The 23,365-nt window shown below is 70.2% G+C and carries 14 protein-coding genes; 7 read left to right on the plus strand and 7 right to left on the minus strand.

Annotated features, from left to right (window positions below):
* Positions 1 to 10: 10 nt before the first annotated feature.
* Entirely contained in the window at positions 11 to 1,726 is a 1,716-nt protein-coding gene (locus D1610_RS09885; RefSeq protein WP_118863995.1) for an acyl-CoA dehydrogenase, read from the plus strand.
* A 141-nt stretch (positions 1,727 to 1,867) separates the two neighbouring features.
* On the opposite strand, the gene D1610_RS09890 is transcribed toward D1610_RS09885, so the two are convergent.
* Together D1610_RS09890 and D1610_RS09895 are read right to left on the minus strand one after the other, a co-directional pair.
* The gene (locus tag D1610_RS09890; protein WP_118863996.1) at positions 1,868 to 2,224 is read right to left on the minus strand and encodes a GntR family transcriptional regulator; all 357 of its coding nucleotides are present in this window, start codon (positions 2,222 to 2,224) and stop codon (positions 1,868 to 1,870) included.
* Between the two features lie 34 nt (positions 2,225 to 2,258).
* Positions 2,259 to 2,846, minus strand: coding sequence for a nitroreductase family protein (locus D1610_RS09895; RefSeq protein ID WP_118864068.1), 588 nt, complete (start codon positions 2,844 to 2,846; stop codon positions 2,259 to 2,261).
* A 129-nt stretch (positions 2,847 to 2,975) separates the two neighbouring features.
* Between D1610_RS09895 and D1610_RS09900 the strand changes: the two genes are divergently transcribed.
* The 4 genes from D1610_RS09900 (at position 2,976) to D1610_RS09915 (ending at position 9,124) form a co-directional block, all read left to right on the plus strand.
* Complete coding sequence (locus tag D1610_RS09900; RefSeq protein WP_118863997.1) at positions 2,976 to 4,610, plus strand: peptide MFS transporter; 1,635 nt, start codon at positions 2,976 to 2,978, stop codon at positions 4,608 to 4,610.
* Entirely contained in the window at positions 4,610 to 6,013 is a 1,404-nt protein-coding gene (locus D1610_RS09905; protein WP_118863998.1) for an amidohydrolase, read from the plus strand. The genes D1610_RS09900 and D1610_RS09905 overlap by 1 nt, the downstream gene beginning before the upstream one ends.
* A gap of 119 nt (positions 6,014 to 6,132) precedes the next feature.
* Complete coding sequence (locus tag D1610_RS09910) at positions 6,133 to 7,404, plus strand: amidohydrolase family protein (protein WP_245942111.1); 1,272 nt, start codon at positions 6,133 to 6,135, stop codon at positions 7,402 to 7,404.
* 202 nt (positions 7,405 to 7,606) lie between these two features.
* A complete protein-coding gene (locus D1610_RS09915; RefSeq protein WP_118863999.1) occupies positions 7,607 to 9,124 on the plus strand; it encodes a M23 family metallopeptidase in 1,518 nt (505 codons plus the stop codon).
* Positions 9,125 to 9,300: 176 nt separating this feature from the next.
* Here the strand turns inward: D1610_RS09915 and D1610_RS09920 are convergent, their stop codons facing one another.
* The 5 genes from D1610_RS09920 to D1610_RS09940 all read right to left on the minus strand — a co-directional run bounded on the left by D1610_RS09920 (position 9,301) and on the right by D1610_RS09940 (position 15,157).
* A complete protein-coding gene (locus D1610_RS09920) occupies positions 9,301 to 10,956 on the minus strand; it encodes an ATP-binding protein (protein WP_118864070.1) in 1,656 nt (551 codons plus the stop codon).
* Positions 10,957 to 11,035: 79 nt separating this feature from the next.
* Positions 11,036 to 11,794: a TIGR02186 family protein gene (locus D1610_RS09925; RefSeq protein WP_118864000.1), complete on the minus strand. Its 759-nt coding sequence runs from the start codon at positions 11,792 to 11,794 to the stop codon at positions 11,036 to 11,038.
* The gene (locus D1610_RS09930) at positions 11,791 to 12,705 is read right to left on the minus strand and encodes a sulfite exporter TauE/SafE family protein (RefSeq protein ID WP_118864001.1); all 915 of its coding nucleotides are present in this window, start codon (positions 12,703 to 12,705) and stop codon (positions 11,791 to 11,793) included. The genes D1610_RS09925 and D1610_RS09930 overlap by 4 nt, the downstream gene beginning before the upstream one ends.
* A gap of 44 nt (positions 12,706 to 12,749) precedes the next feature.
* Positions 12,750 to 13,772 (minus strand): hypothetical protein, encoded by a 1,023-nt coding sequence (locus tag D1610_RS09935; RefSeq protein WP_118864002.1) that lies wholly within the window; start codon positions 13,770 to 13,772, stop codon positions 12,750 to 12,752.
* Complete coding sequence (locus D1610_RS09940) at positions 13,769 to 15,157, minus strand: glycosyl transferase family protein (protein WP_245942113.1); 1,389 nt, start codon at positions 15,155 to 15,157, stop codon at positions 13,769 to 13,771. Before D1610_RS09940 ends, D1610_RS09935 begins: the two co-directional genes overlap by 4 nt.
* Positions 15,158 to 15,284: 127 nt before the next feature.
* Here D1610_RS09940 and D1610_RS09945 point away from each other — a divergent pair, with 127 nt between their 5' ends.
* Positions 15,285 to 20,993, plus strand: coding sequence for an alpha-2-macroglobulin family protein (locus tag D1610_RS09945; RefSeq protein ID WP_182466775.1), 5,709 nt, complete (start codon positions 15,285 to 15,287; stop codon positions 20,991 to 20,993).
* Positions 20,994 to 21,103: 110 nt separating this feature from the next.
* The gene (locus D1610_RS17385; RefSeq protein WP_245942115.1) at positions 21,104 to 23,323 is read left to right on the plus strand and encodes a transglycosylase domain-containing protein; all 2,220 of its coding nucleotides are present in this window, start codon (positions 21,104 to 21,106) and stop codon (positions 23,321 to 23,323) included.
* Positions 23,324 to 23,365: the final 42 nt, after the last annotated feature.

Below are 23,365 nucleotides of genomic sequence, written 5' to 3' on the forward strand. Positions count from 1 at the left end.
GAAGCCGCCGATGCCCTTCACCCCGCCCGTCGCCGAGCAGCGTTTCGTGCTGGAGCATGTCGCCGGCATCGCCGATCTCGCCGCCAGCGAGCGCTTCGCCGAGGCGACGCCCGACACGATCGACGCGATCCTCGAAGGCGTCGGCCAGTTCGCCGCGGGCGAATGGGAACCGCTCGCACGAAAGGGGGACACGGACGGGCCCAAGCTCACCGCCGACGGCGTCCGGATGCCCCAAGGCTTCGCCCAGGCGTACCGCGACTATGTCGACGGCGGCTGGGGCACGGTCGGCTCGCCGGTCGAATATGGCGGCATGGGGCTGCCCTTCGCGCTCTCCACCGCGGTGCTGGAGACGCTGGGCGTGGCCAATATGGGCTTCGCGCTCGCGCCGACGCTCACCGTCGGCGCGATCGAGGCGCTGGCGCACCACGGCACGCAGCAGCAGCAGGCGCTCTATCTGCCGCACCTCGCCACCGGCGCCTGGACGGGGACGATGAACCTGACGGAGCCGCAGGCCGGTTCCGACGTCGGCGCGCTGCGCACCATGGCCACCCCGCGCGGCGACGGCACATGGAGCGTCAAGGGCACCAAGATCTTCATCTCGTTCGGCGATCACGACATGGCCGACAACATCGTCCATCTCGTCCTCGCCCGCACCCCCGACGCGCCGGCGGGGACGCGCGGCATCTCGCTGTTCCTCGTCCCCAAATACCGGCTCGATGCCGAAGGGCGGCCGGGCGCGCCCAACGATGTCCGCGTGGTCTCGATCGAGCACAAGATGGGCCTCCACGCCTCGCCCACCTGCGTGCTCTCCTTCGGCGACAATGGCGATTGCGTCGGCGAGCTGATCGGGCCCGAGCATGGCGGCATGCGCGCGATGTTCACGATGATGAACAACGCCCGATTGAATGTCGGCCTGCAGGGGGTGCAGGTCGCCGAGGCCGCGACCCAGCGCGCGGTCGCCTATGCGCGCGAGCGTGTCCAGTCGGCGCGCGCCTCCGCCCCCGGCGCGGGGCCGGTCGCGATCGTCGAGCATCCCGACGTCCGCCGCATGCTGGTGCGGATGAAGGCGGAGACGCAGGCGATCCGCGCCCTGGTCTATTACGCCGCCGGCCAGGTCGATCGCGGCAATCTGGGCGACGATGCGGCGCGGAAGCGCGCCGACCTGCTCACCCCGCTCGCCAAGAGCCACGGCACCGATATCGGCTGCGCGGTCGCTTCATTGGGCGTGCAGGTCCATGGCGGCATGGGCTATATCGAGGAGACCGGCGCCGCCCAGCATTTCCGCGACGCGCGCATCACCCCGATCTACGAGGGCACCAACGGCATCCAGGCCGCCGATCTGGTCGGCCGCAAGCTGGGGCTGGACGGCGGCGGCGTGCTCGCCGCGCTCATTGCCGACATGCGCGCCGAGGCGGAGCACGCGGCGCTGCGCGACCTGATCGACGCGATCGAAGCCGCGGCCGCCCACCTCGCCGGAGCCGATCCCGACGATCGCCTGGCGGGAAGCTCGCCCTTCCTGACGATGTGCGCCGTCGCGGTCTGCGGCTGGCTGATGGAGCGCCAGGGAAGGGCGGCGTCCGGCACCGACGATTTCGCACGAATCAAGCGCGCCAGCGCCCGCTTCTACCTCGACCAGCTCGTCCCCGAGGCGCTCGGCCTCAAGCCGGCGGCAATGGCCAGCGCGGATGTGCTGTACGCAGTGAATGCGGAAGCGTTCGCCGCCTAAATCCTCCCCATGCGAAGCAGGGGGAGGGGGACCATGCGCAGCATGGTGGAGGGGGCAAGCCGCAGACGGAGCGCTCGTGACGATCCCCCTCCACCGCTCTTCGAGCGGTCCCTCCCCCGCTTCGCGAGGGAGGATTGAAGGCTAAACCGTCTCGCGCTCCATCAGTTCGTTCAGGTCTAGCCCCAGCAGCGCGGCGTGCTCGCGGATCTTGGGCCAATATTCGCTGACGAAGCGGTCGCGCTCGGCGATGCGCAGCTGCTCGACCGCGCCGGGCAGCACGAACATGCCGACGCCGCGGCGCACCTCCACCAGCCCGTCGTCCTGGAAGCTCTGATAGGCCTTGGCGACGGTCAGCGGGTTGGCGCCCTGCTCGGCGGCGAAGGCGCGGACCGAGGGGAGCTGGTCGCCCGCGCCATATTCGCCGCGCAGGATCGCCGCGGAAATGATCGCGCGCAGGCGGAGATAGACGGGGCTGTCGGCGGATTCGAGCGCTGTCATGCCATCCTAATACACCAAAGCGCGTCCGCGTCCACTATCCTTTTGTCGGCCCGCCCCAGCGCGATACCGCCGCGTCGAAATCGGGCCGCGGCCGTTCCTCCGGTTCGCGTCCGGGCGTACCGATATAGAGGAAGCCGGCGATCCGCTCGTGCGGCCCGCCGAACGCGTCGCGCACCTTGTCCGAATAGGCCGGCCAGCCGGTCAGCCAGCAGCCGACGAAGCCGTGCGCATGCGCCGCAGAGAGCAGGTTCATGCACGCCGCCCCGCACGACAATTGCTGCTCCCACAAGGGGATATGGCTTTCGGGCTGCGGCGAGGACAGCGCCACCACCAGCGCCGGCCCCTGCCGCGCCATATTCTCCATCGCCTCGATCTCGAGCCGCCCGGCATCGGGCTTCTCGGCCAGGTAGGCGTCGACGAACAGCGCCTCCAGCGCGTCCCTGTCCTCGATCACGACGAAGCGCCACGGGGCGAGCTTGCCGTGATCGGGCGTGCGCAGCGCCAGGGCCAGGATCGCGTCCATCTCGGCCGCCGTCGGCCCCGGCGCGATCATGTCGCGCGGCTTGCCCGAACGGCGCGTGGCGATCAGCGAAAGCGGCGAAGAAGTATCATTGAAAACCATATTTTCTCCGAAGGCGGCGGCTTCGCCGTGCAACTATGCGCTTCACACGGCGGATTTCGCCGTTAGTCTCCGCCCCCATAACGCCGGGCCAGGGAGCCGGCACCAACGATTTCGGGGAGCCGACTCATCATGGCCAGCAGCTATCCGGCGGGCAGCGTCGAGGGGAAGACCCTTCTCGGCCAGCCGCGCGGGCTTTTCGTCCTGTTCTTCGCGGAGATGTGGGAGCGCTTTTCCTATTACGGGATGCGCGCGATCCTGATCTTCTACCTGCTGCAGCACTGGCTGTTCGCCGAGGAGAAGGCGTACATCATCTACGGCGCGTACACCGCGCTGGTCTACATCACGCCCGTCATCGGCGGCTATCTGGCGGATCGCTATATCGGCCAGCGCAAGGCGGTGCAGTACGGCGCGGTGCTGCTCGTCATCGGCCACGGGCTAATGGCCTTCGAAGGCCCCGGGCCGGCCCAGATTCCCGGCGCGACCGCGGCGGACATGCAGGGATCGGTCTATTTCAACATCTTCTGGCTGGCGCTCGCCTTCATCATCATGGGCGTCGGCTTCCTGAAGGCGAACATCTCGGCGATCGTCGGCCAGCTCTACGGCCAGGGCGATCCCCGGCGCGATCCCGCCTTCACCATCTTCTACATGGGCATCAACGTCGGCGCGGCGCTGGGCTCGCTGCTCGTCGGCTTCCTCGGCCAGACCTATGGCTGGGCCTGGGGCTTCGGCGCCGCGGGCATCGGCATGCTGCTCGGCCTGATCGTCTTCGTGTGGGGGCGGCCTTGGCTGATGGGGCGCGGCGAGGCGCCCGACGCGGCGGCGCTCTCGCGCCCGGTGATGGGCGTGCCGATGGAATGGATGGTCTATCTTTCGGGCATCGTCGGCGTCGCCATCGTCTGGGTGCTGATCCAGTATCAGGACGTGGTCGGCTGGATGCTCGCCGTCTTCGGCGCGGTGGTCGTCGTCTATCTCCTGGTCACGGCGGTGTTCAAGCTCACCCCGGTCGAGCGCGACCGCATCCTCGCCGCCTTGTTCCTCATCGCGCTGCAGCCGCTGTTCTGGGCGCTGTTCGAACAGGCCGGCTCCTCGCTCAACGTCTATACCGATGAACAGGTCAACCGGAACATGCTGGGCTGGGAGGTGCCCGCCTCGATGTTCCAGTCGATCAACGCGATCTACATCGTGCTCCTGGGCCCGGTCTTCGCCGGCCTGTGGCTGTGGCTCGCCAAGCGCGGGCTGGAGCCTTCCACCCCCGCCAAGTTCGGCCTCGGCCTGGTCCAGCTCGGGCTGGGCTTCCTCGTCCTCGTTGCGGGCGCGATGGCGGCGGGGACGGGCAATCTGACGCCGGTGATCTTCATCTTCCTGATCTACCTGCTGCACACGATGGGAGAGCTGTGCCTGTCGCCGGTCGGCCTCTCCGCCATGACCAAGCTCGCGCCAGCGCGCATGGTGGGCCTGATGATGGGCACCTGGTTCCTGTCGACCGCGGGCGGCAACTTCATCGGCGGGCTGATCGCCCAGGCGACCGGCGGCCACGGCGCCGAGGTCGAAGGCGCGTCGGCGACGCCGGTGATCGACGTCTATTCGACGATCGGCTGGGTGGCGATCGCCGTCGGCGTCGGCGTCATCCTGGTGTCGCCGCTGATCAAGCGGCTGATGCACGAGGATGTGTTCGATCGCGATCCCGACCGCGCGCTCGCCGGCCAGCGCGAGATCGGCGAGCCCGCCGCCGCGGGCGTCCCGACGGACCGCGAACTGAAGTGATGCGGGCGCTGGGGGTGGTCGCCGCGGGCCTCGCGCTCGCGGCGTGCGCGACGACGAACGGCGAACGGGCGACGGCATCGTCCGCCTCGGCCGGGCGCGCGCTGCCGGACAAGAACCCGTTCCCCTCGACCTACCGGGCCTATCCCGGTCGGCCGACGGCGGTGCGCGGGGCGACGGTGTTCGACGGCGAGGGCCGGCGCTACGACGGCGGCGTGGTGGTCTTCTCCGGCGGCGAGATCGTCGCGGTCGGCGGCGCGGACACGCCGATCCCCGAGGGCGTCGAGGTGATCGACGGCGCCGGCAAGTTCGTCACCCCCGGCGTGATCGACATCCACAGCCATCTGGGCGACTATCCATCGCCCGGCGTGCCCGCACATTCGGACGGGAACGAGGCGACCTCGCCCGTCACCCCACAGGTCTGGGCGGAGCATTCGGTCTGGCCGCAGGATCCCGGTTTCGCCCGCGCGCTCGCCAATGGCGGCGTCACCACCCTCCAGATCCTGCCCGGCTCGGCCAATCTCTTCGGCGGCCGGTCGGTCACGCTCAAGAACGTGCCCGCGCGCACCATGCAGGGGATGAAGTTCCCCGGCGCCCCCTACGGCCTCAAGATGGCGTGCGGCGAGAACCCCAAGCGCGTCTACGGCGCGCGCAACACGCTCCCCGCCACGCGCATGGGCAATATCGCGCTCGACCGGCAGACCTGGGCCAAGGCACAGGCCTATCAGCGCAAATGGAGGAAATATGCCGAGGACGGCGGCGATCCGCCCGACCGCGATCTCGCCATGGAAACGCTCGCCGGCGTGCTCGACGGCGAGATACTGATCCAGAACCACTGCTACCGCGCCGACGAGATGGCCAACGTCATCGATATGGCGAAGGAGTTCGGCTACAAGGTCACCGCCTTCCACCACGCGGTCGAAAGCTACAAGATCGCCGATCTGCTGGCGAAGGAGGGCATCTGCTCGGCGATGTGGGCCGACTGGTACGGCTTCAAGATGGAAAGCTATGACGGCGTTCCGGAGAATATCCCGCTGGTCCACAATGCCGGCGCCTGCGCGATCGTCCATTCGGACGACGCCAACGGCATCCAGCGGCTGAACCAGGAGGCGGGCAAGGCGCTCGCCGACGGCCGCCGCATGGGCATCCGGATCCCCGACGAGATCGCCTGGACCTGGCTCGCGATCAACCCGGCCCGCGCCATGGGCATCGCCGATCGGACCGGCAGCCTCGCCCCCGGCAAGATGGCCGATGTCGTGCTGTGGAACGCCAACCCGTTCAGCGTCTATGCCCGGCCCGAACGCGTCTGGATCGACGGCGCGCTGATGTTCGACGCCGCCGATCCCGCCCGCCGCCCGGTCAGCGATTTCGAGCTGGGCCAGCCCGGCGAGGGGGATGTGAAGTGAGCCTCGCGACTCTAGCCCCCCTGTCCCGTTCGCTTCGAGCGAAGTCGAGAAGCGTGGGGCAAGCGCTCCGCAGCGTATCTCGACTACGCTCGATACAAACGGGGTTTGGTGTCGCCGTTTTGGCGGCCTCCACCCCGCTCGCCGCGCAGACCGTCGCCATCACCGGCGGCACCGTCGTGATCGGCGACGGCTCCGCCCCCATCCAGGGCGGCACCGTCGTGATCCGGAACGGCCGCGTGGTGGCCGCCGGATCGGGCGTGGCCGTCCCCGCGGGCGCGCAAACGGTCGACGCCACGGGCAAATGGGTCACCCCCGGCATCGTCGCCGGCTTCACCCGCCTCGGCATCATCGAGGTCGACGGCGTCGCCGCGACCAACGACGCGAGCGGCGCGCAGACGCCCTGGTCGGCGGCGATCGACATCGTCCCCGCGGTCAACCCGCGCGCGACGCCGATCGCGATCAACCGCGCCGGCGGCGTCACGCGTGCGATCGTCGCGCCCGCGGCGGAAGCGACCATATTCGCCGGGCAGGGCGCGGTGATCGATACGGGCGCGGACATGGACGCGGTCACCCGCCGCCAAGCCTTCCAGTTCGTCGAGTTCGGCGAGACCGGGCGCAGCGAGGGCGGCGGCAGCCGTCCCGCGCTGTTCCTCCAGTTCCGCGCCGCATTGGACGCGGCGCAGCGCTACGCGCGCAACCCCGCCGCCTATGACGGCGACAGCAAGGATTCGATCCTTCCGCGCGCCGACGCCGCCGCGCTCGCGCCCGTCGTCTCGGGCGAGCAGCGGCTGCTCGTCCATGTCGAGCGCGCCAGCGACATCCTCAACGTGCTCGCCCTGAAGCGCGAATTTCCCGGCCTGAAGCTGGTGCTGGTCGGCGCCAGCGAGGGCTGGACGGTCGCGCCGCAGATCGTCGCCGCGGGCGTCCCGGTGATCGCCTCGGCCTTGAACGACCTGCCGTCGAGCTTCGAGACGCTCGCCGCCACCCAGTCCAATATCGGCCGCATGCGGGCCGCCGGCGTCGAGGTGTCGATCGGCACGATCGACGACGACGATCCGCGCATGGCGATCCGCAGCCCGCAATATGCCGGCAACCTCGTCGCGCTGACCAGATTGCCCGGCGCGACCGGGCTCGACTGGAACCAGGCCTTCGCCGCGATCAGCTCGGGCCCCGCCGAGGCGATCGGGCTGGGCGGGGAGATCGGCTCGCTCCGCCCCGGCCGGCGCGGCGACGTCGTGCTGTGGTCGGGCGACCCGCTCGAACTGTCGAGCGCCGCCGAAGCCGTGTGGATCGACGGCGTCGCTCAGCCGATGGAAACCCGCCAAACCAAGCTGCGCGACCGCTACGCGACGCCCACGGAAGGCGCGCTGCCCAAGGCATACGAGCGCTAGCTCTATGCCGTCGCCCCTGCGCAGGGGCGACGCCTCCGGGCCAGTTCCCCGCAATTTACGTCTTTCACCGCCCGCACCACACGGTTCACCGCAGGGTTTGTCGCCACTCCAGTAGCTTAGTTTGACATTAACCCTTTCGGCCCACAGTGTCCGCTCCAAGGCCGGGATAGGCCGTTTTCTGCGGGTCGGGGGCTTCGGGGCCTTGTTTCAGCGCCATGAACATGGATTCGGCCAGGCTGGCGGCGCCGCCGCGCTGTCGCTCGACCAGATCTATGTCCCGCACCGTCAGCCCGACACCGCGCTCGAACGTCTCCGCCGCACCCTCGCCGATACCGACTGGACGCCCGATCTCGGCGCGCGCATCGGCAGCCGCGAATGGTGGCGCGGGCTTGTCACCCTCACCGCGCTGTGCGGCGCGACGATCGCGCTCGCGCCCGAGATCGGAGAGCCGCTCGCCGGCCCCACGCTGCCGCAGCTGACCGCGTCCGAGTTCGACGAGGCCCGAGCGCAATCCTTCGCCCCGCTCGCCTGGGGGGGCGACACCGGCCGCCGCATGGGCGCGACCGATGCGGTGGTGCCGCTCGCCGGCACGCCCGAGCGCCCCTCGATCGAGCTCACCGCGACCTTGGGCCAGGGCGACGGCTTCGCCCGCGTGCTCGAACGCGCCGGCGTCGCGAAGGGCGAGGCGCGCCAGGTGGCCGATCTCGTCTCCGCCGCGGTCGCATTGGGCGATATCGCGCCCGGCACGCGCATCGACATCACGCTCGGCCGCCGCGCGCGCCGCAGCGATCCGCGCCCGCTCGATCATCTCGCCTTCCGCGCCAGGTTCGATCTCAACCTCGCCGTCGAACGCGTCGGCGGCAGCCTCCAGCTCAAGCGCCTGCCGATCGCGGTCGATCGCACGCCGCTGCGCATCCAGGGCCGCGTCGGCGCCAGCCTGTACCGCGCCGCTCGCGCCGCCGGCGCGCCCGCCAAGGCGGTCGAGGCCTATCTGCGCGCGATGGCGCAGCATGTCCCGGTCAGCCGGATCGGCTCGGACGACCGCTTCGACATCATCGTCGAGCATGCCCGCGCCGAAACCGGCGAGGTCCAGGTCGGCCAGCTGATCTATGCCGGGCTCGATCGCGGCAGGAAGGACGTTCGCCTGCTGCGTTGGGAGCAGGACGGGCGCAGCCAGTTCTTCGAAGCGTCGGGCGTCGGCGAGACGCGCGGCCAGATGGTCCGCCCGGTCGGCAATGTCCGCGTCTCGTCCAGCTTCGGCCTGCGCCGCCATCCGGTGCTCGGCTATTCGCGGATGCACAAGGGCATGGATTTCGCCGCCGCCTATGGCACGCCGATCCGCGCCGCGACCGACGGCACCGTCAGCTTCGCCGGGCGGCACGGCGGCCACGGCAAATATGTGAAGCTGAAGCACAACGGCTCGATCGCCACCGGCTATGCGCATATGAGCCGCATCGCGGTGAAGTCGGGCCAGCGCGTGCGCCAGGGCCAGGTGATCGGCTATGTCGGCTCGACCGGCCTCTCGACCGGCCCGCACCTTCACTACGAGCTCTACAAGAACGGTGTCGCGGTGAACCCCAAATCGGTGAGCTTCACCACCACCGCCCAGCTGTCCGGCCGCGAGCTGGCCAATTTCAAGTCGAAGCTTTCGAACGTCCTCAACACCCGCGTCGCCGGCGCCGAGGCGCCCGCCGAAAAGGTCGAGATCGCGGCGCGCTGAGCCCCGCCGGCTCCGGCGAAAATCCGCTGTCCTACATCGATCGGCTATGTCATGGTCGCGGCAGCTCGTCCGCTCTTCGACATTTGCCGGCGTCGTTGTCCTGAAATAAAATTTCGCTCTGACGCAACGGAATTGCAGAACAGCCGCGACTCATGCGACGCAAGGCCTGTCGGCGGTTACCGCCCCTGACTCCTCCAGCGGCGAATCACGCGCTCGATGATCGCCTCCTCGCCGCCCTGCTGCTTCCACAGGTCGGAGAAGAGCGGGTCGCTCGAGGCGGGGCGCTTGACCTCGTCGAGCGTGTCGAGCGCGACGCGGATCGGCACCGCGACGCCCTCGCCGCAGATGATGCATTCGCGGTTCCTGAGCGCCGGGATCGAATCGAGGAAGCCGCGCGCGCCCTCGGGCATCGCCGCCTTGACATAGGCCTGGTCGCGGTCGTTGTTGAGGCGCATCGCGATGATCGTGCCGCACTGCGACAGCACGCCTTCGGCCAGGTCGGACGGGCGCTGCGTGATCAGCCCCAGCGACACGCCGTATTTGCGCCCTTCCTTCGCGATCCGCCCCAGGATGCGGCCGACCGACGAACCGTCGGCGTTGCGCTCGTTGGGCACGTAGCGGTGCGCCTCCTCGCAGACCAGCAGGATCGGCCGCTGCGGCTCGTTGCGCGACCAGATGGCATAGTCGAACACCATCCGCGCCAGCACCGCGACCACTGCGGAGGTGATCTCGGACGGCACGCCCGACACGTCGATGATCGAGATCGGCCGCCCATCGCCGGGCAGGCGGAAGATGCGCTGCAGGAATCCGGCCATCGTGTCGGCGACCAGCATGCCGGAGAACATGAAGCTGTAGCGCGGATCGGCCTTGATCTCGTCGATCTTGGTCTTCAGCCGCATATAGGGCGCGCTGTCGCCCGCCTTGTCCATCTTGCCCATTTCCTGGGTGATGATGTTGGTCAGGTCGCTCAGCAGGTAAGGCACCGGCGAATCGACCGTCAGCTTGGCGATCTCCTGCCCCACCCGGCTCTTGCCGCGCGCGGCGAGCAGGCATTTGGCGAGGATGTCCGAATCGAGTTGCTTCTCCGAGCCTTCGGAGGTGACGAACACCTCGACATGCTCCTCGAAGTTCATCAGCCAATAGGGCATCTGCAGGTTGGAGACGTCGTAGATCGCGCCGTTGGTCTTGAACGCCGCGGCATATTCGCCGTGCGGATCGATCATGACGATGTGGCCTTCGGGGGCGAGATCGCAGATCTTGTGCAGGATCAGCGCGGCGGCGGTCGATTTGCCGGTGCCGGTCGAACCCAGCAGCGCGAAATGCTTGCCCAGCATCGCATCGATGTAGAGCGCGCCGCGAACGTCGCGCGTCGGATAGACCGTGCCGACCTCGACATGCGCGCGGTCGTCGGTCGCGTACATCTGCCGCATGTCGGCGTTGCTGACCGGATGGACCACGCAGCCCGGCGCCGGGTAGCGCGTCACGCCGCGGCGGAAATTGTACATCTTGCCGGTCAGGCGCTCCTCGTCGCCTTCGCCCAGGAAGTCGATATAGGCGGTGATGCCTTCGGCGCCGTCCTCCAGCCGCAGCGAACGGATATTGGCGATCAGCCAGACCGATCCGACGCGCATCTTGATCTGGCTGCCGACCTGGCCGCCCATCGCCATCGTCGGGTCGGCGTGATCGGCGAGCGCGTCGAGCGCGGCGGGATCGAGCAGCACGCGGGAGGACGAACCCGCGACCTCCACCACCATGCCGATGCCGCGCGCGGTCGCGCCCTGCGGCGCGCCTTCTTCGGGCGCGTCCCGCGTTTCGATCCGCGCATGGTGCATATCCATCAAACCGCCCCAGAAACCATGGTCCCCAAGCGGGCGATGCTTAGTCCTTGATGGTAAAGATTGCGTTCGCCGCTCAGAAGCGGCGGAACAGCGCCCCCGCCGCCCAGCCGAGCGCGAGGCTGAGCGCCACCGCCGCCAGCCCGTAGGTGACCGACCACTGGTCCGCCGCCGCCGCGACGAAGCGCTCGAAGCCCGATTTGCGGATCTCGATGTCGCGCACCGCCGCCGCCAGCACGCGCCCGTCGCGGATCAGGAAGGTCTCCGCGGTGAAGCGGCCCACCGGCACGCGCGCCGGGATGTCGATGTTGGCGCGGTAGAGCACGTCGTCGGTGATCTCGACCGATCCCGGCTCCTCGACGAACAGGCCGGTGCGCTTGCGCAGATCGACCAGCCCCGCGGCGAAGCGCTGCTGCTGTTCGGGGCTGCCCGACGTGATCGGCGACAGCTGCAGGCTGTCGAGCCCCAGCTCGTAGATCGCGCGGGTGCGCTCGTCGACCAGCTCCCCGATCGGGCGCGAGGAGGCGATGGCGTAGAAGGAGGGGGCGGAGCGGAAGCGCGCGCTTTCGGCGTTCACCCAGATGCCGGCGACCTTCTGCTTCTCGCGCATCAGCACCGATTGGACCGGGCCCTTGACCACCACGACGATGTCCGCGCGGTCGTCGGGCACGCGGCCGCCGGGATAGAGGATCGCGCCGAACAGCAGCAGCTCGGCCCCGGTGAAGCTGTAGATGATCTCGATGTCGCGCTGCGACACGTCGGGGACCAGCACCGGCTTCGCCTGCCCCATCGCCAGCGGGGCGCACAGCAGCAGCAGGATCGCGCGCAGCCTCATTCGGCGATCACCGTGTAGATCTCGTCGGGCCGCCAGCCCAGGCCCAGCGCCAGCCGAAACGCCACCACCAGCACCACCGCGGCGAGCGCCAGGCGGAGATATTCGGGCTTCACCCGCCGCGCCAGTCGCGCGCCGAGCTGCGCGCCGATGACCGATCCGATCAGCAGCAGCGCGGCGAGCACGATGTCGACCGCCTTGGTGGTGGTCGCGTGCACCATCGTCGCCGCCATGGTCACGAACAGGATCTGGAACAGCGAGGTGCCGACCACCACCTGCGTACCCATGCCGAGCAGATAGAGCATCGCCGGCACCATGATGAAGCCGCCGCCCACGCCGAGCAGCATCGTCAATATGCCGGTCAGCACCCCCAGGATCAGCGGCGCGAGCGGCGAGATGTAGAGGCCGGAGCGGTAGAAGCGCCAGCGCAGCGGCAGAGCGGCGACCAGCGGATGGTGCCGGCGCTTCTTCGCCGCGACCGGCGTGCCGCGCCGCACTGCGCCCACCGCCTGCAGCGCTTCCTTGAGCATCAGCCCGCCGACCCCGCCGAGCATCAGCACGTAGAGCACCAGGATCACCGTATCGATCTGGCCCGACGCCTGGAGCAGGCTGAATATGCCCGCGCCGATCAGCGATCCCAGCACGCCTCCCGCGACCATCACTCCGCCCATGTGGAAATCGACGCCCTTGCGCTGCAGATGGGCGAACACGCCCGACACGCTCGCCCCGGTCACCTGCGTCGAGGCCGATGCTGCGGCGACGGTCGGCGGAATCCCGTAGAATATCAAAAGCGGCGTGGTCAGGAAGCCGCCGCCGACGCCGAACATCCCCGACAGCAGCCCGACCAGCCCGCCCAGCCCGATGATGACGAGCGCGTTGACCGACAGATTGGCGATGGGAAGATAGATATCCATGGGGCGCGTGAGGGCTTAGCGCGGGCGACGCCCGTGCGGAAGCGTCAGAAGTCGGTGCCCAGGGTGAGCGCCGGCCCCGAATCCGGTCGCGCATTGCCGGCGACGCGCTGGCGCCATTCGATGCCCAGCCGCACGCGCCGCCGCGCAATGGGAAGTCGCAGCTCGGCGCGTGGACCCACATCCAGCCGCGACAGCCCCGGCTGCGCCGCGCCCCAGACGCCCGCGCCCAGTGCGAGATCGACCTCGCGCCAGGCCGCGACCGGCCGCATCACGCTCGCAGCGCCGTCGGCGAAGCCGATGCGCCGGTGAAGACCGATAATCCCCGCCTGGCCATAGGCGTCCAGGCGAAAACCCGCCGCCAGCGGCACATCGCCGACGCCGCCGACCAGCGACAGCGCCGTCCCCTCGGCCGCGCCGTCCTCGAGCGCGAAACGCTGCTCGAGCGCGGCTCGTACCGGAATGCGCGCGAAGGGTTGCACCTCGACGCCCAGTGCCGCTTCGGCGCCGCGCGTGCGCAACGGCCGGGACATGCGCCAGAAAAGCGCCGCCGGGGCAGAGCGGATCGGGCGCCAGGACGCGCGCAACCCGGCTTGCGATCCGCCTAGCGTCCCGCCCGGCGCGAGCGCCGTGCTGCCCTCTCCCCGCGCGACCAGCCAGGCGCTGACCGTCCAGCGCGAACCCGTCGGCCCCGGCACGCGACCGATCGGGCTTTGCTGCGTCGGGGTTTCCGCTCGCCCTGGGTCGGGTAAGTCGGCGAACAACGATGCGATCGGGCTCCCGGCGGAGGTGTCGACAGAGGCTGCCAATGCGCGGGCATCGTGAGGGGCGGCTTCGGGAATGCGGATCGTCACCCGATGCGATCGCGGGGGCAATGCTATCGAAACCCGCGCCGCCTCCGGCTGGGCGAGCGCGATCACCGCCCTTGCCGTGACCGGCGGGGCCCCGGGCGATCGTATCGCCCCGGCCGTGACCTCCGAAGCATAGGGCCAGAGCAACAGCACGCGGAAGGTTACCCAGCCGCCGAGCAGCATCGCCATGAAGCGCAAGGGACGGCCGGCAAGGATCATTCGGCGGGCAATGTCCCGGGATAGACATGGCTGGTCTTGTCCCACACCAGCTCATCACCGCGCAGCATGCGGACGTAGCGCGCCATCGCGTCGCGCGCCGCGCACATCGCGATCACATTGGCGATCAGCGCCCGCGGGATCGAGCGGACGCCTTCGGCCCAGCCGTAGAATCGCGCGACGATGCCCGCACGGAGCGTCAGCCGCCAGGCCATCAGCGCGCCGTTCGCGGCCAGCAGCCACCACGGGACCGACAGGGCCACGGTCTCGCCCCCGATCCAGCCGAGCAACTCGGCGACCGCCCACAATAGCGCGCCGCCATAGGCCGCCAGCAGCGCGAGCACTGCGATGGGCGCGCGCCGGTCGCGCAGCCGCATCCAATTCTCTATGAGTGGACGGCGACGCCAGCCGGACCAACCGACGCGGTCCCAGCCGGCCAGCGCGATGCCCGTCATCCAGCGCGCCTTCTGCCGCACGGCCTCATCGAGGCTGGCGGGGAAATGCGCGCGCACGGCAACGGGCATGCCGCCGGGCGTCACCGGCACATGCGCCAGCATCGCACGCGCGCCATGCCGCGAAAGGGCGAGGCCGAGCTCGTAGTCTTCGGTCAGGCTTTCCGCATCGAACGGCGCGCCGCCGCGCGCCGCGGCCAGCCGACCGAGCAGCGCCCGATCGATAGCGAAACCGGTGCCGGCAAGCGGCAGCGCCGCGCCCAGCGCCTCGCGCACGACCATCATCTTGCTGTGCGCCTCTGCGAACTCGTCGACATAATGGCCCGAGATCCAGCGCGACCGGTCATCGACCAGCGGCAGCACCGGCAGCTGAACCACCTCGGCGCGCTCCAGCAGATGCGCGAAGACGCGCAATTCCCCCGACGATACGACGTCCTCGGCATCGTGCAGCACCACCGCGTCGAATCGCATCCCCGTCGCCGCTTCGTGCCGCTGGAGCGCGCGCCACATGGCGTTGAGGTTGTCCGCCTTGGTCGTCGGGCCCTGACGGGGATTCAGCGCAAGGACGATGCGCGCATCCTTGTCCGCGACATCGGCGACCGCATCGCAGGTCGCGACGTCGTTCGGATAGCATCCGACGAAGACGACCAGCCGGCCGCAGGTCAGCCGCGAAAGCGTGGTGCTCAGCATCTGCGCGATTACCGCGCCCTCATCCCACGCTGGAACGAACATCGCGAAATGGAGGTCGGCGGGAGGAAAGTCGGAAAGCGCCTTGCGCGCATGGCGGCGATAGACCGTGGCGCGGCGCGTGAGATGGCGGACGATCCAGAACACGTCCACCGCGAGATCGTCGATCCCGCCGATCAGAAACAGGACGGCGGCGAACAGCAAAGCTTCGCTCGCGGCCGCCTCGGCCAGCCAGATTGCCCCCTCCACGGCTCGCCCCCTGTCCCGAGTCGCAAATTGTGTAATTTGCGTAACGAGTTGGGAGCCAAGAGTCGAACTTTGCTGGACTTTATTCGTGGCGGGCATAGCGTGAGCGCAGGAATCGGGGGGATTGTTCATGCGCCGCCTAGCCGCAATCGCGCTTATCCTGGCCGGCCTCGCGCCGCTCGTCGCCTCCGCCGATTCGCGCCCGCAGGTGACGATGGCGACGCCCGGCATCGCCGATGGCGCGATCGAGCGGTTCACCGCACGCTTCTCCGAGGCGATGGCGCCGCTGGGCGATCCGCGCGCGCAGGGGCCGTTCGACGTGCAATGCGCGGTGACGGGCGAGGGGCGCTGGGCCGACCAGCAGACCTATGTCCATGAATTCGCCGATCCGCTGCCCGGCGGCACGACCTGCACCTTCACCCTGCGCGAAGGCCTGCGCAGCCAGCGCGGCGTGGACGTGACGGGGCAGCAGCGCTTCACCGTCGATTCGGGCGGGCCGACTGCGCGCGCGGTGATGCCGGCGCGCTATGACGGAGAGATCGAGGAGGACCAGGTGTTCCTGGTCGCCGCCAATCTCTCCCCCGATCGCGCGTCGGTCGCGGCGAACGCCTATTGCGCGGTCGACGGCATCGGCGAGAAGATCGCGGTCGATGTGCTCGGCGCCGAGGTGCCGGGCAGGCTGCTCGCCGCGCTTGGCCCCGACCGCTGGCAGGTGCAGAATTTCCTGTCCGAAGCCGGGCTGCCAACGGCGCTGCCTGAAAACGAAACGCAGCGCGCCCGCGCGCTAGCCAGCGTCACCGCGCTCAAATGCCGCCGCCCGCTGCCACCGGGGCGCGACGTCGCGCTGGTCTGGTCTGGCCAGATCACCGGCGGCGGGCGTACCGCCGGCGCCGATCAGCGCTTCGACTTCAAGGTGCGCCAGCCCTTCACCGCGCGCTTCGAATGCGGCCGGGTCAACCCGCAGGCGGGCTGCAACCCGGTGCAGGACGCCTGGGTGCGCTTCACCGCCCCAATCCCGACCGCTGAGGCCGAGGCGATCCGCCTCACCGTCGGCGAACGCCAGATCGCCCCGACGCTGACCGACGAGGACAAGCGCAAGGCGACGCAAAGCGAGGTCAAGTTCGCAGCACCTCTCCCCGCCAATGTCGGCGCGCTCTTGAGCCTGCCCGCCGGCATCAAGGACGAAAGCGGCCGCGCGCTCGCCAATGCCGAACGCTTTCCGCTCGCGGTCAAGATCGACGAGGCGCCGCCGCTAGTGAAGTTCGCCGCGCCTTTCGGCATCCTCGAGGCGAGCGAGGGCGGCGTGCTGCCGGTCACCGTCCGCAACGTCGAGCCCGCGCTCCAGGGCCGCAACCTCGCGCTCGGCGGTGAAACGCTGCGCGTCGAGGGGGCGGACGGCGAGATCGCCAAATGGATGCGCGATATCGAGAAGGCCAATCGCAGCGACTATCGCACCGAAAAGCGCGGCGGCGAGGACGTCACGGTCAACTATACCGGCGCGACCCCGCTGCTGGGCGCGGCGCGCGGCGAAGCGATCAAGCTCGGCCTGCCGGGCAAGGGCAAGGATTTCGAAGTCGTCGGTATCCCGCTGGCAAAGTCCGGCTTCTACGTCGTCGAACTCGCCAGCCCGCGGCTCGGCCAGGCGCTGCTCGGACGCAAGGCGACGCGCTACGTCACCGCCGGCGCCCTCGTCACCAACCTCTCGGTCCATTTCAAATGGGGCCGCGACGTGTCGATGGCGTGGGTCACCTCGCTCGATGGCGCGCAGCCGGTCGCGGGCGCGGAGATACGCATCACCGACAGCTGCACCGGCCGCACGCTGGCGCGCGGGCAGAGCGACAGCCGCGGCCGCGCGACGGTGCGCGGCCTGCCCCAGCCCGAAACCTATGGGACGTGCGAGGGCGAGAACCCCAACGCCCCGCTGATGGTCAGCGCGCGCAAGGGCGGCGATTTCAGCTTCACCATGACCGGCTGGGGCGAGGGCATCCGCCCCTACGACTTCGACCTGCCCTATGGCTGGGACGAGCGGCCCGAGATCTTCCACACCGTGTTCGACCGCGCGCTCGTCCGTCAGGGCGAGACGGTCAACATGAAGCATCTCTACCGCCGCCCGGTGGCGACAGGCTTCAGCAGCGAGGGCTTGAGCGGCACGCTCCGGCTCGCGCATCGCGGATCGGGGACGCAGTTCGAGCTGCCGCTCAAGATCGGTGCGGACGGCATCGGCGAGACGACATGGACCGCCCCCGCGGGCGCGCCGCAGGGCGATTACGATCTGTCGATCGAGGCGGGCGAGCGGACGATCTGGCCGAACCAGTCGTTCCGGATCGACGAATATCGCCTGCCGACGATGCGCGCGAGCGTCACCGGCCCCAAGGACGCCCAGGTCCGCCCCAAGTCGGTGCCGGTCGATCTCTATGTCGGCTATCTCGCCGGCGGCGCGGCGTCCAACCTGCCCGTCTCGGTCCGCACCGCCTGGTTCGAGGCGACCGCGCGGCCGGAGAATTATGAGCGCTTCACCTTCGGCGGCAAAGCGGTCGAGGAAGGCGTCAAGCCGCTCGACGGCGACGGCGAGGAAGCGCTCGTCCCGCTGCCGCCTACCCAGACCCTGCCGCTCAGCCTCAACGCGCAAGGGACGGCGCGGCAGGCGATCTCGGTGCCGCAGGCGATCGACACCCGCACCGACATGCTGGTCGAGATGGATTATGAGGACGCCAATGGCGAGGTGCTGACCGCGTCGCGGCGGATCACACTCTACCCGGCGGCCGTCCAGCTCGGCATCCGCACCGACGGCTGGATGATGCGCGACGACGATCTGCGTCTGCAGCTGGTCGCGCTCGACACCGCCGGGATGCCGGTCAGGGGCCAGCGCATCGAGGTCGCGCTCTACAGCCGCGAGATCCTCACCGCGCGCCGCCGGTTGATCGGCGGCTTCTACGCCTATGACAATCGCATGCGCACGACGCGGATCGACGCAGACTGCTCGGCGACGACCGACGCGCAGGGGCTCGCCTCCTGCACGCTCGATCCCGGGGTCTCGGGCGAGGTCTATGCCGTCGCCACCACCCGCGACGCCGATGGCAACGTGGCCCGCGCGGCCACCTCGGTGTGGCTCGCGGGCGAGGACGAATGGTGGTTCGGCGGCGACAATGGCGACAGGATGGACCTGATCCCCGAGCAACCGGCCTACAAGGCGGGCGAGACCGCGCGTTTCCAGGTGCGCATGCCCTTCCGCCAGGCGACCGCGCTGGTGACGATCGAGCGCGAGGGGGTGCTGGGCAGCTTCGTCACCACGCTCGACGGCAGCGATCCGGTGATCGAGGTGCCGATGCCCGCATCCTACGCGCCCGACGTCTATGTATCGGTGCTCGCGGTGCGCGGCCGGGTCGAGCAGGGCTGGTGGGACTGGTTCAAGGAGCTGTTCGGCGCGCGCGAGCATGCGCCAAGGCCGACCGCGCTGGTCGATCTCGCCAAGCCCGCCTACCGGCTCGGCATCGCCAAGGTGAAGGTCGGCTGGGAGGGCCACAAGCTCGGCGTCGAGGTACGCGCCAACAAGGAGAAATTCTCCGCGCGCGACACCGCGACGGTCGATGTCGCGGTCAAGCGGCCAGACGGCGCCGCGGCGCGATCGGCCGAGATCGCCTTCGCCGCGGTCGATGAGGCGCTGCTCCAGCTCGCGCCCAATGACAGCTGGGACGTGCTCGCCGCGATGATGGGCGAGCGGCCGCTTTCGGTCCTCACCGCCACCGCGCAGACCCAAGTGGTCGGCAAGCGCCATTATGGCCGCAAGGCGGTCGAGGCGGGCGGCGGCGGTGGCGACGCCTCCGCGCTCAACCGCGAGAATTTCCAGCCGGTGCTGCTGTGGCGCGGCCGCGTGCCGCTCGACGCCAACGGCCATGCGCGGCTGCAAGTGCCGCTCAGCGACTCGCTCAGCTCGTTCAAGCTGGTCGCCATCGCCACCGACGGCGCCGGGCTGTTCGGCACCGGCGAGGCGACCGTGCGCACCGCGCAGGACCTGTCGCTCTATGCCGGCATCCCGCCCTTGGTGCGCACCGGTGACTGGTTCGCCGCGGGCTTCACGCTGCGCAACGGATCGGACCGGCCGATGACCGTCACCGCCGAGGTCGCGGTCATCCCGCGCGTGGCGCAGGGACGGCCGCTGACCGTCACCATCCCGGCAGGCGGCGCCGCGCCGATCGCCTGGAACCTGACCGCGCCGGCAGGCCTCGACCGGCTGCAATGGCAGGTCAGCGCGAGGAGCGCCGACGGCCGCGCCGCCGACCGTATCACCGTCAGCCAGGAAGTCGCGCCGGCGGTGCCGATCGAGACCTGGGCGGCGGTGCTGACCCGTATCGGCGATACGACCAGCATCCCGATCGCTCCGCCCGCGGGCGCGCTGCCCGGCGGCTTCGTCACGGTCAGCCTCGCCGATACCCTCGCACCCTCGCTCGACGGCGTGCGCGCTTATATGGGCGATTATCCCTATCAGTGCTTCGAACAGCGCACGAGCCGCGCGGTGGCGCTGGGCGACACCGCCGCCTGGAACGCGCTGGCGGGCGAGATCCCCGCCTATCAGGACGGCGACGGCCTGCTGCGCTATTTCCCCAGCGAAAGCCTGCAAGGTTCCGACACGCTCACCGCCTATGTGATGTCGATCACCGCCGAGGCCGGACTGGCCATGCCCCCCGCCTCGCGCACGCGCATGATCGAGGCGCTGACCGCGGTGGTCGAGGGGCGCATCCGCCGTGAGCGCTATGGCGGCGACGATCGGCTGGTGAAGCTCGCCGCGCTTGCCGCGCTCGCCCGCAACGGCGCGGCTTCCCCCGCGATGCTCGGCCAGATCGGCCTGCCGGTGGGCGAGATGCCGACCGGCGCGCTGGCCGATTGGCTGACCGTGCTCGACCGCACCCCCGGCATCGCCAACGCCGCGGCGCAAAAGGCCGAGGCCGAGCGCATCCTGCGCACGCGGATCACCTATGAAGGCACCCGGCTCGACCTGTCGGACGGGGCCGATGCGCCGTGGTGGATGATGACCTCCGATGACGAGATGGCGATCCGCGCCACGCTCGCCGCATTGGGCCGCCCCGGCTGGCAGGACGAGGCGCCGCGGATGATGGCGGGCGTCGGCCTTCGCCAGCGCCGCGGCCATTGGGACACCACCCCGGCCAACGCCTGGGGCGCGGTCGCCGCGCGCAAGTTCGGCCAGCTCTATCCGGCAACAGCGATCGCCGGCACCACCACCGCGCGGATCGGTGGACGGAGCGTCAGCCGCGCCTGGCCGCTGGCGGTCGACCAGCGCTTCCTCCGCCTACCGCTCCCGGCAAGCTCCGCGCCCCTCGCGCTCAACCAGTCGGGCGGGGCGGGGCCATGGGCGACCGTCTCGGTCCGCGCCGCCGTCCCGCTCACGCGGCCGCTGTCCGCCGGCTATCGGATGAGCCGCAAGGTCGATGTCGTCCAGGCGCGTCAGCCGGGCCGCCTCGGCCGCGGCGACGTGGTGCGCGTGACGATCACCGTCGAGGCGGGGACCGACCGCAATTGGGTGGTGATCAGCGATCCGATCCCGCCCGGCGCGACCGTGTTGGGCAATCTCGGCGGCCAGTCCGAGATCCTGCAAGCGGGCGGCGAAAGCGAGGGCATGCAGCCGAGCTATACCGAGCGCGGCCGCGACGCCTGGCGCGCCTATTTCGAATGGCTGCCGCGCGGCCGCGCCACCGTCAGCTACACGATGCGGCTGAACGGCGCGGGCGATTTCGGCCTGCCGCCCAGCCGGGTGGAGGCGATGTACTCGCCCGAAATCCGCGCGGCGCTGCCGAACCGGCGATTGAGGGTGGCGCAGCGGTGAGCGGACGAGACCGTCGCCCCTGCGAAGGCAGGGGCCTCTGGCGGCAAGCGCGACTTCGATGGCGAGCGTTGCGCAAGCGGCCAAAGGCCCCTGCCTTCGCAGGGGCGACGGTGATAACCGCAGCGTTGTTGTTCACCGCCCATCTCCTCACTGCCCCGCCGTCCTTGCCCTCTTACGCCGAGGCGCGCGCCGCCTGGGCGCCCTCCGAAGCCTGGTTGCAGGACCGCGATGGGCGGTTGATCGACTCGGAGCGCGTCGATTTCGCCGCGCGCCGGCTCGCCTGGGTGCCGCTGGACGACGTCGCGCCGGTGGTGCGCCAGACCATCGTCGTCGCGGAGGATAAGCGATTCCTTGGGCATGGCGGCATCGACTGGCTGGCGCTGGCGGGCGTCGCGCGCGACCGATTGCAGGGCGAGCGCGTGCGCGGCGCGAGCACCATCTCGATGCAGCTCGCCGCCTATCTGGCTCCCGATCTCGCCGCGCCCGGCGCGCGCGGCTGGCGCGAGAAGCTGCGCCAGATGCGCGCGGCTAAGGCGCTCGAGGCGCGCTGGACCAAGCCGCAGATCCTTGAGGCCTATCTCAACCTCGCCGGCTTCCGCGGCGAGGCGCAGGGCATCGGCGCCGCCGCGCTGACATTGTTCGGCAAACGCCCCGATGCGCTAAGCCGCCAGGAGGCGCTGCTCCTCGCCGCGCTGCTGCCCGAGCCCCAGGCTCCCGCAGACCGCATTGCGGCGAGGGCTTGCCGCATTGCTTCTCCCCTCCCTGGCCAGGGAGGGGCTGGGGGTGGGTCGACCGCCCCAAGCGCAGTCTCCAGCGGCGGGGAACCCACCCAGCGCGACGGCAGCTCTGTCCCCCGGACAGAGCCAAGAGCCGTCGCGCTCCCCTCCCTTTCAGGGAGGGGAGAATGTGCCAACCTGCGCTCCGCCGCCGCCACGATGCTCGGTCCTGCGCGCCGCCTTGCGCTCGATCCCGGTCTCGCCCCGCACCTTGCCCGCCAGCTGCTGACCAGCCCCGGCCTCACCATCCGCTCGACCCTCGACCGCCGCGCGCAGACCATCGCCGCGCGCGCGCTGCGCCGCCGCCTGAAGGGCCTGGGCGCGGCCCGCGCGCGCGACGGCGCGGTGATCGTGATGGACAATCGAAGCGGCGAGGTGATCGCCTATGTCGGCGGCGTCGGGGGCGCTTCGACCGCCGCGCAGGTCGACGGCGCCGCCGCCTATCGCCAGGCCGGATCGACGCTCAAGCCCTTTCTCTACGCCGCGGCGCTCGAGCGCGGCTATCTCACCCCCGCCTCGATCCTCGACGATTCGCCGGTGCAGCTCGACACCGCGTCGGGGCTTTACGTTCCGCAGAATTACGATCGCGGGTTCAAGGGGCCGGTGTCGGTCCGCGCCGCGCTCGCCGGATCATTGAACGTGCCCGCGGTGCGCGCGCTGCTGCTCGTCGGGGTCGAGCCGTTCCGCGACCGGTTGTGGGACGCGGGCTATCGCGGCCTGGTCGAGGACGGGCAATATTACGGCTTCAGCCTGGCGCTCGGCTCGGCCGAGGTGACGCTGCTCGAACAGGCCAACGCCTACCGCATGCTCGCCAATGGCGGGCGCTGGTCGCCTGCGCGGCTGACCCTCGATGATCCGAACGGCGAAGGGAGGCGGCTGACCTCGCCCCAGGCGGCGTGGCTGGTGGCGGACATCATGGCCGATCCCAATGCGCGCGTCGGCACCTTCGGCGCCGATTCGGCGCTGCGGCTGCCCTTCTGGGCGGCGGTCAAGACCGGCACGTCGAAGGCGATGCGCGACAATTGGTGCGTCGGCTTCTCGGACCGGTTCACCGTCGCGGTGTGGGTCGGCAATCTGGAGGGCGATCCGATGCGCGCGGTGTCGGGCACCAGCGGCGCGGCGCCGGTCTGGCGCGACGTGATGCTTGCCCTCCACGCCGGCGCGCCGGGCAAGCCGCCCGCGATGCCCCGCGGGATCGAGGCGCGCCGCGTGACCTTTGCCGATGCGCGCGAAGCCCCGCGCCGCGAATTCTTCCTCAGCGGCACCGGCCAGGCGCAGCTTGCCGCGGTTCCGGCCACGGCGCGGCGCCCGCGCATCACCCATCCGGTCGCGGGCAGCGTCTATGCGCTCGACCCCGACATCCCGGTAGACCGCCAGCGGCTGGCGATCGACGTGGCGGGCGCGGTCGAGGGGCATGTGCTGCGGCTCGACGGCCGCCTGCTGGGTCCCGCCGACGCCGCGCCGCTGGTGCTCGCGAGCCCGGGAATCCACCGGCTGGCGCTGCTCGATCCGGGCGGGCGGACGGTCGATCAGATTCGTTTCACGATGCGCTGAACGAAAGCCGTTCCGGCGCGTTTGCGCAGATGGTCCTACCCC

It is taken from the genome of Sphingomonas gilva (assembly GCF_003515075.1).
GTDB lineage: Bacteria > Pseudomonadota > Alphaproteobacteria > Sphingomonadales > Sphingomonadaceae > Sphingomonas > Sphingomonas gilva.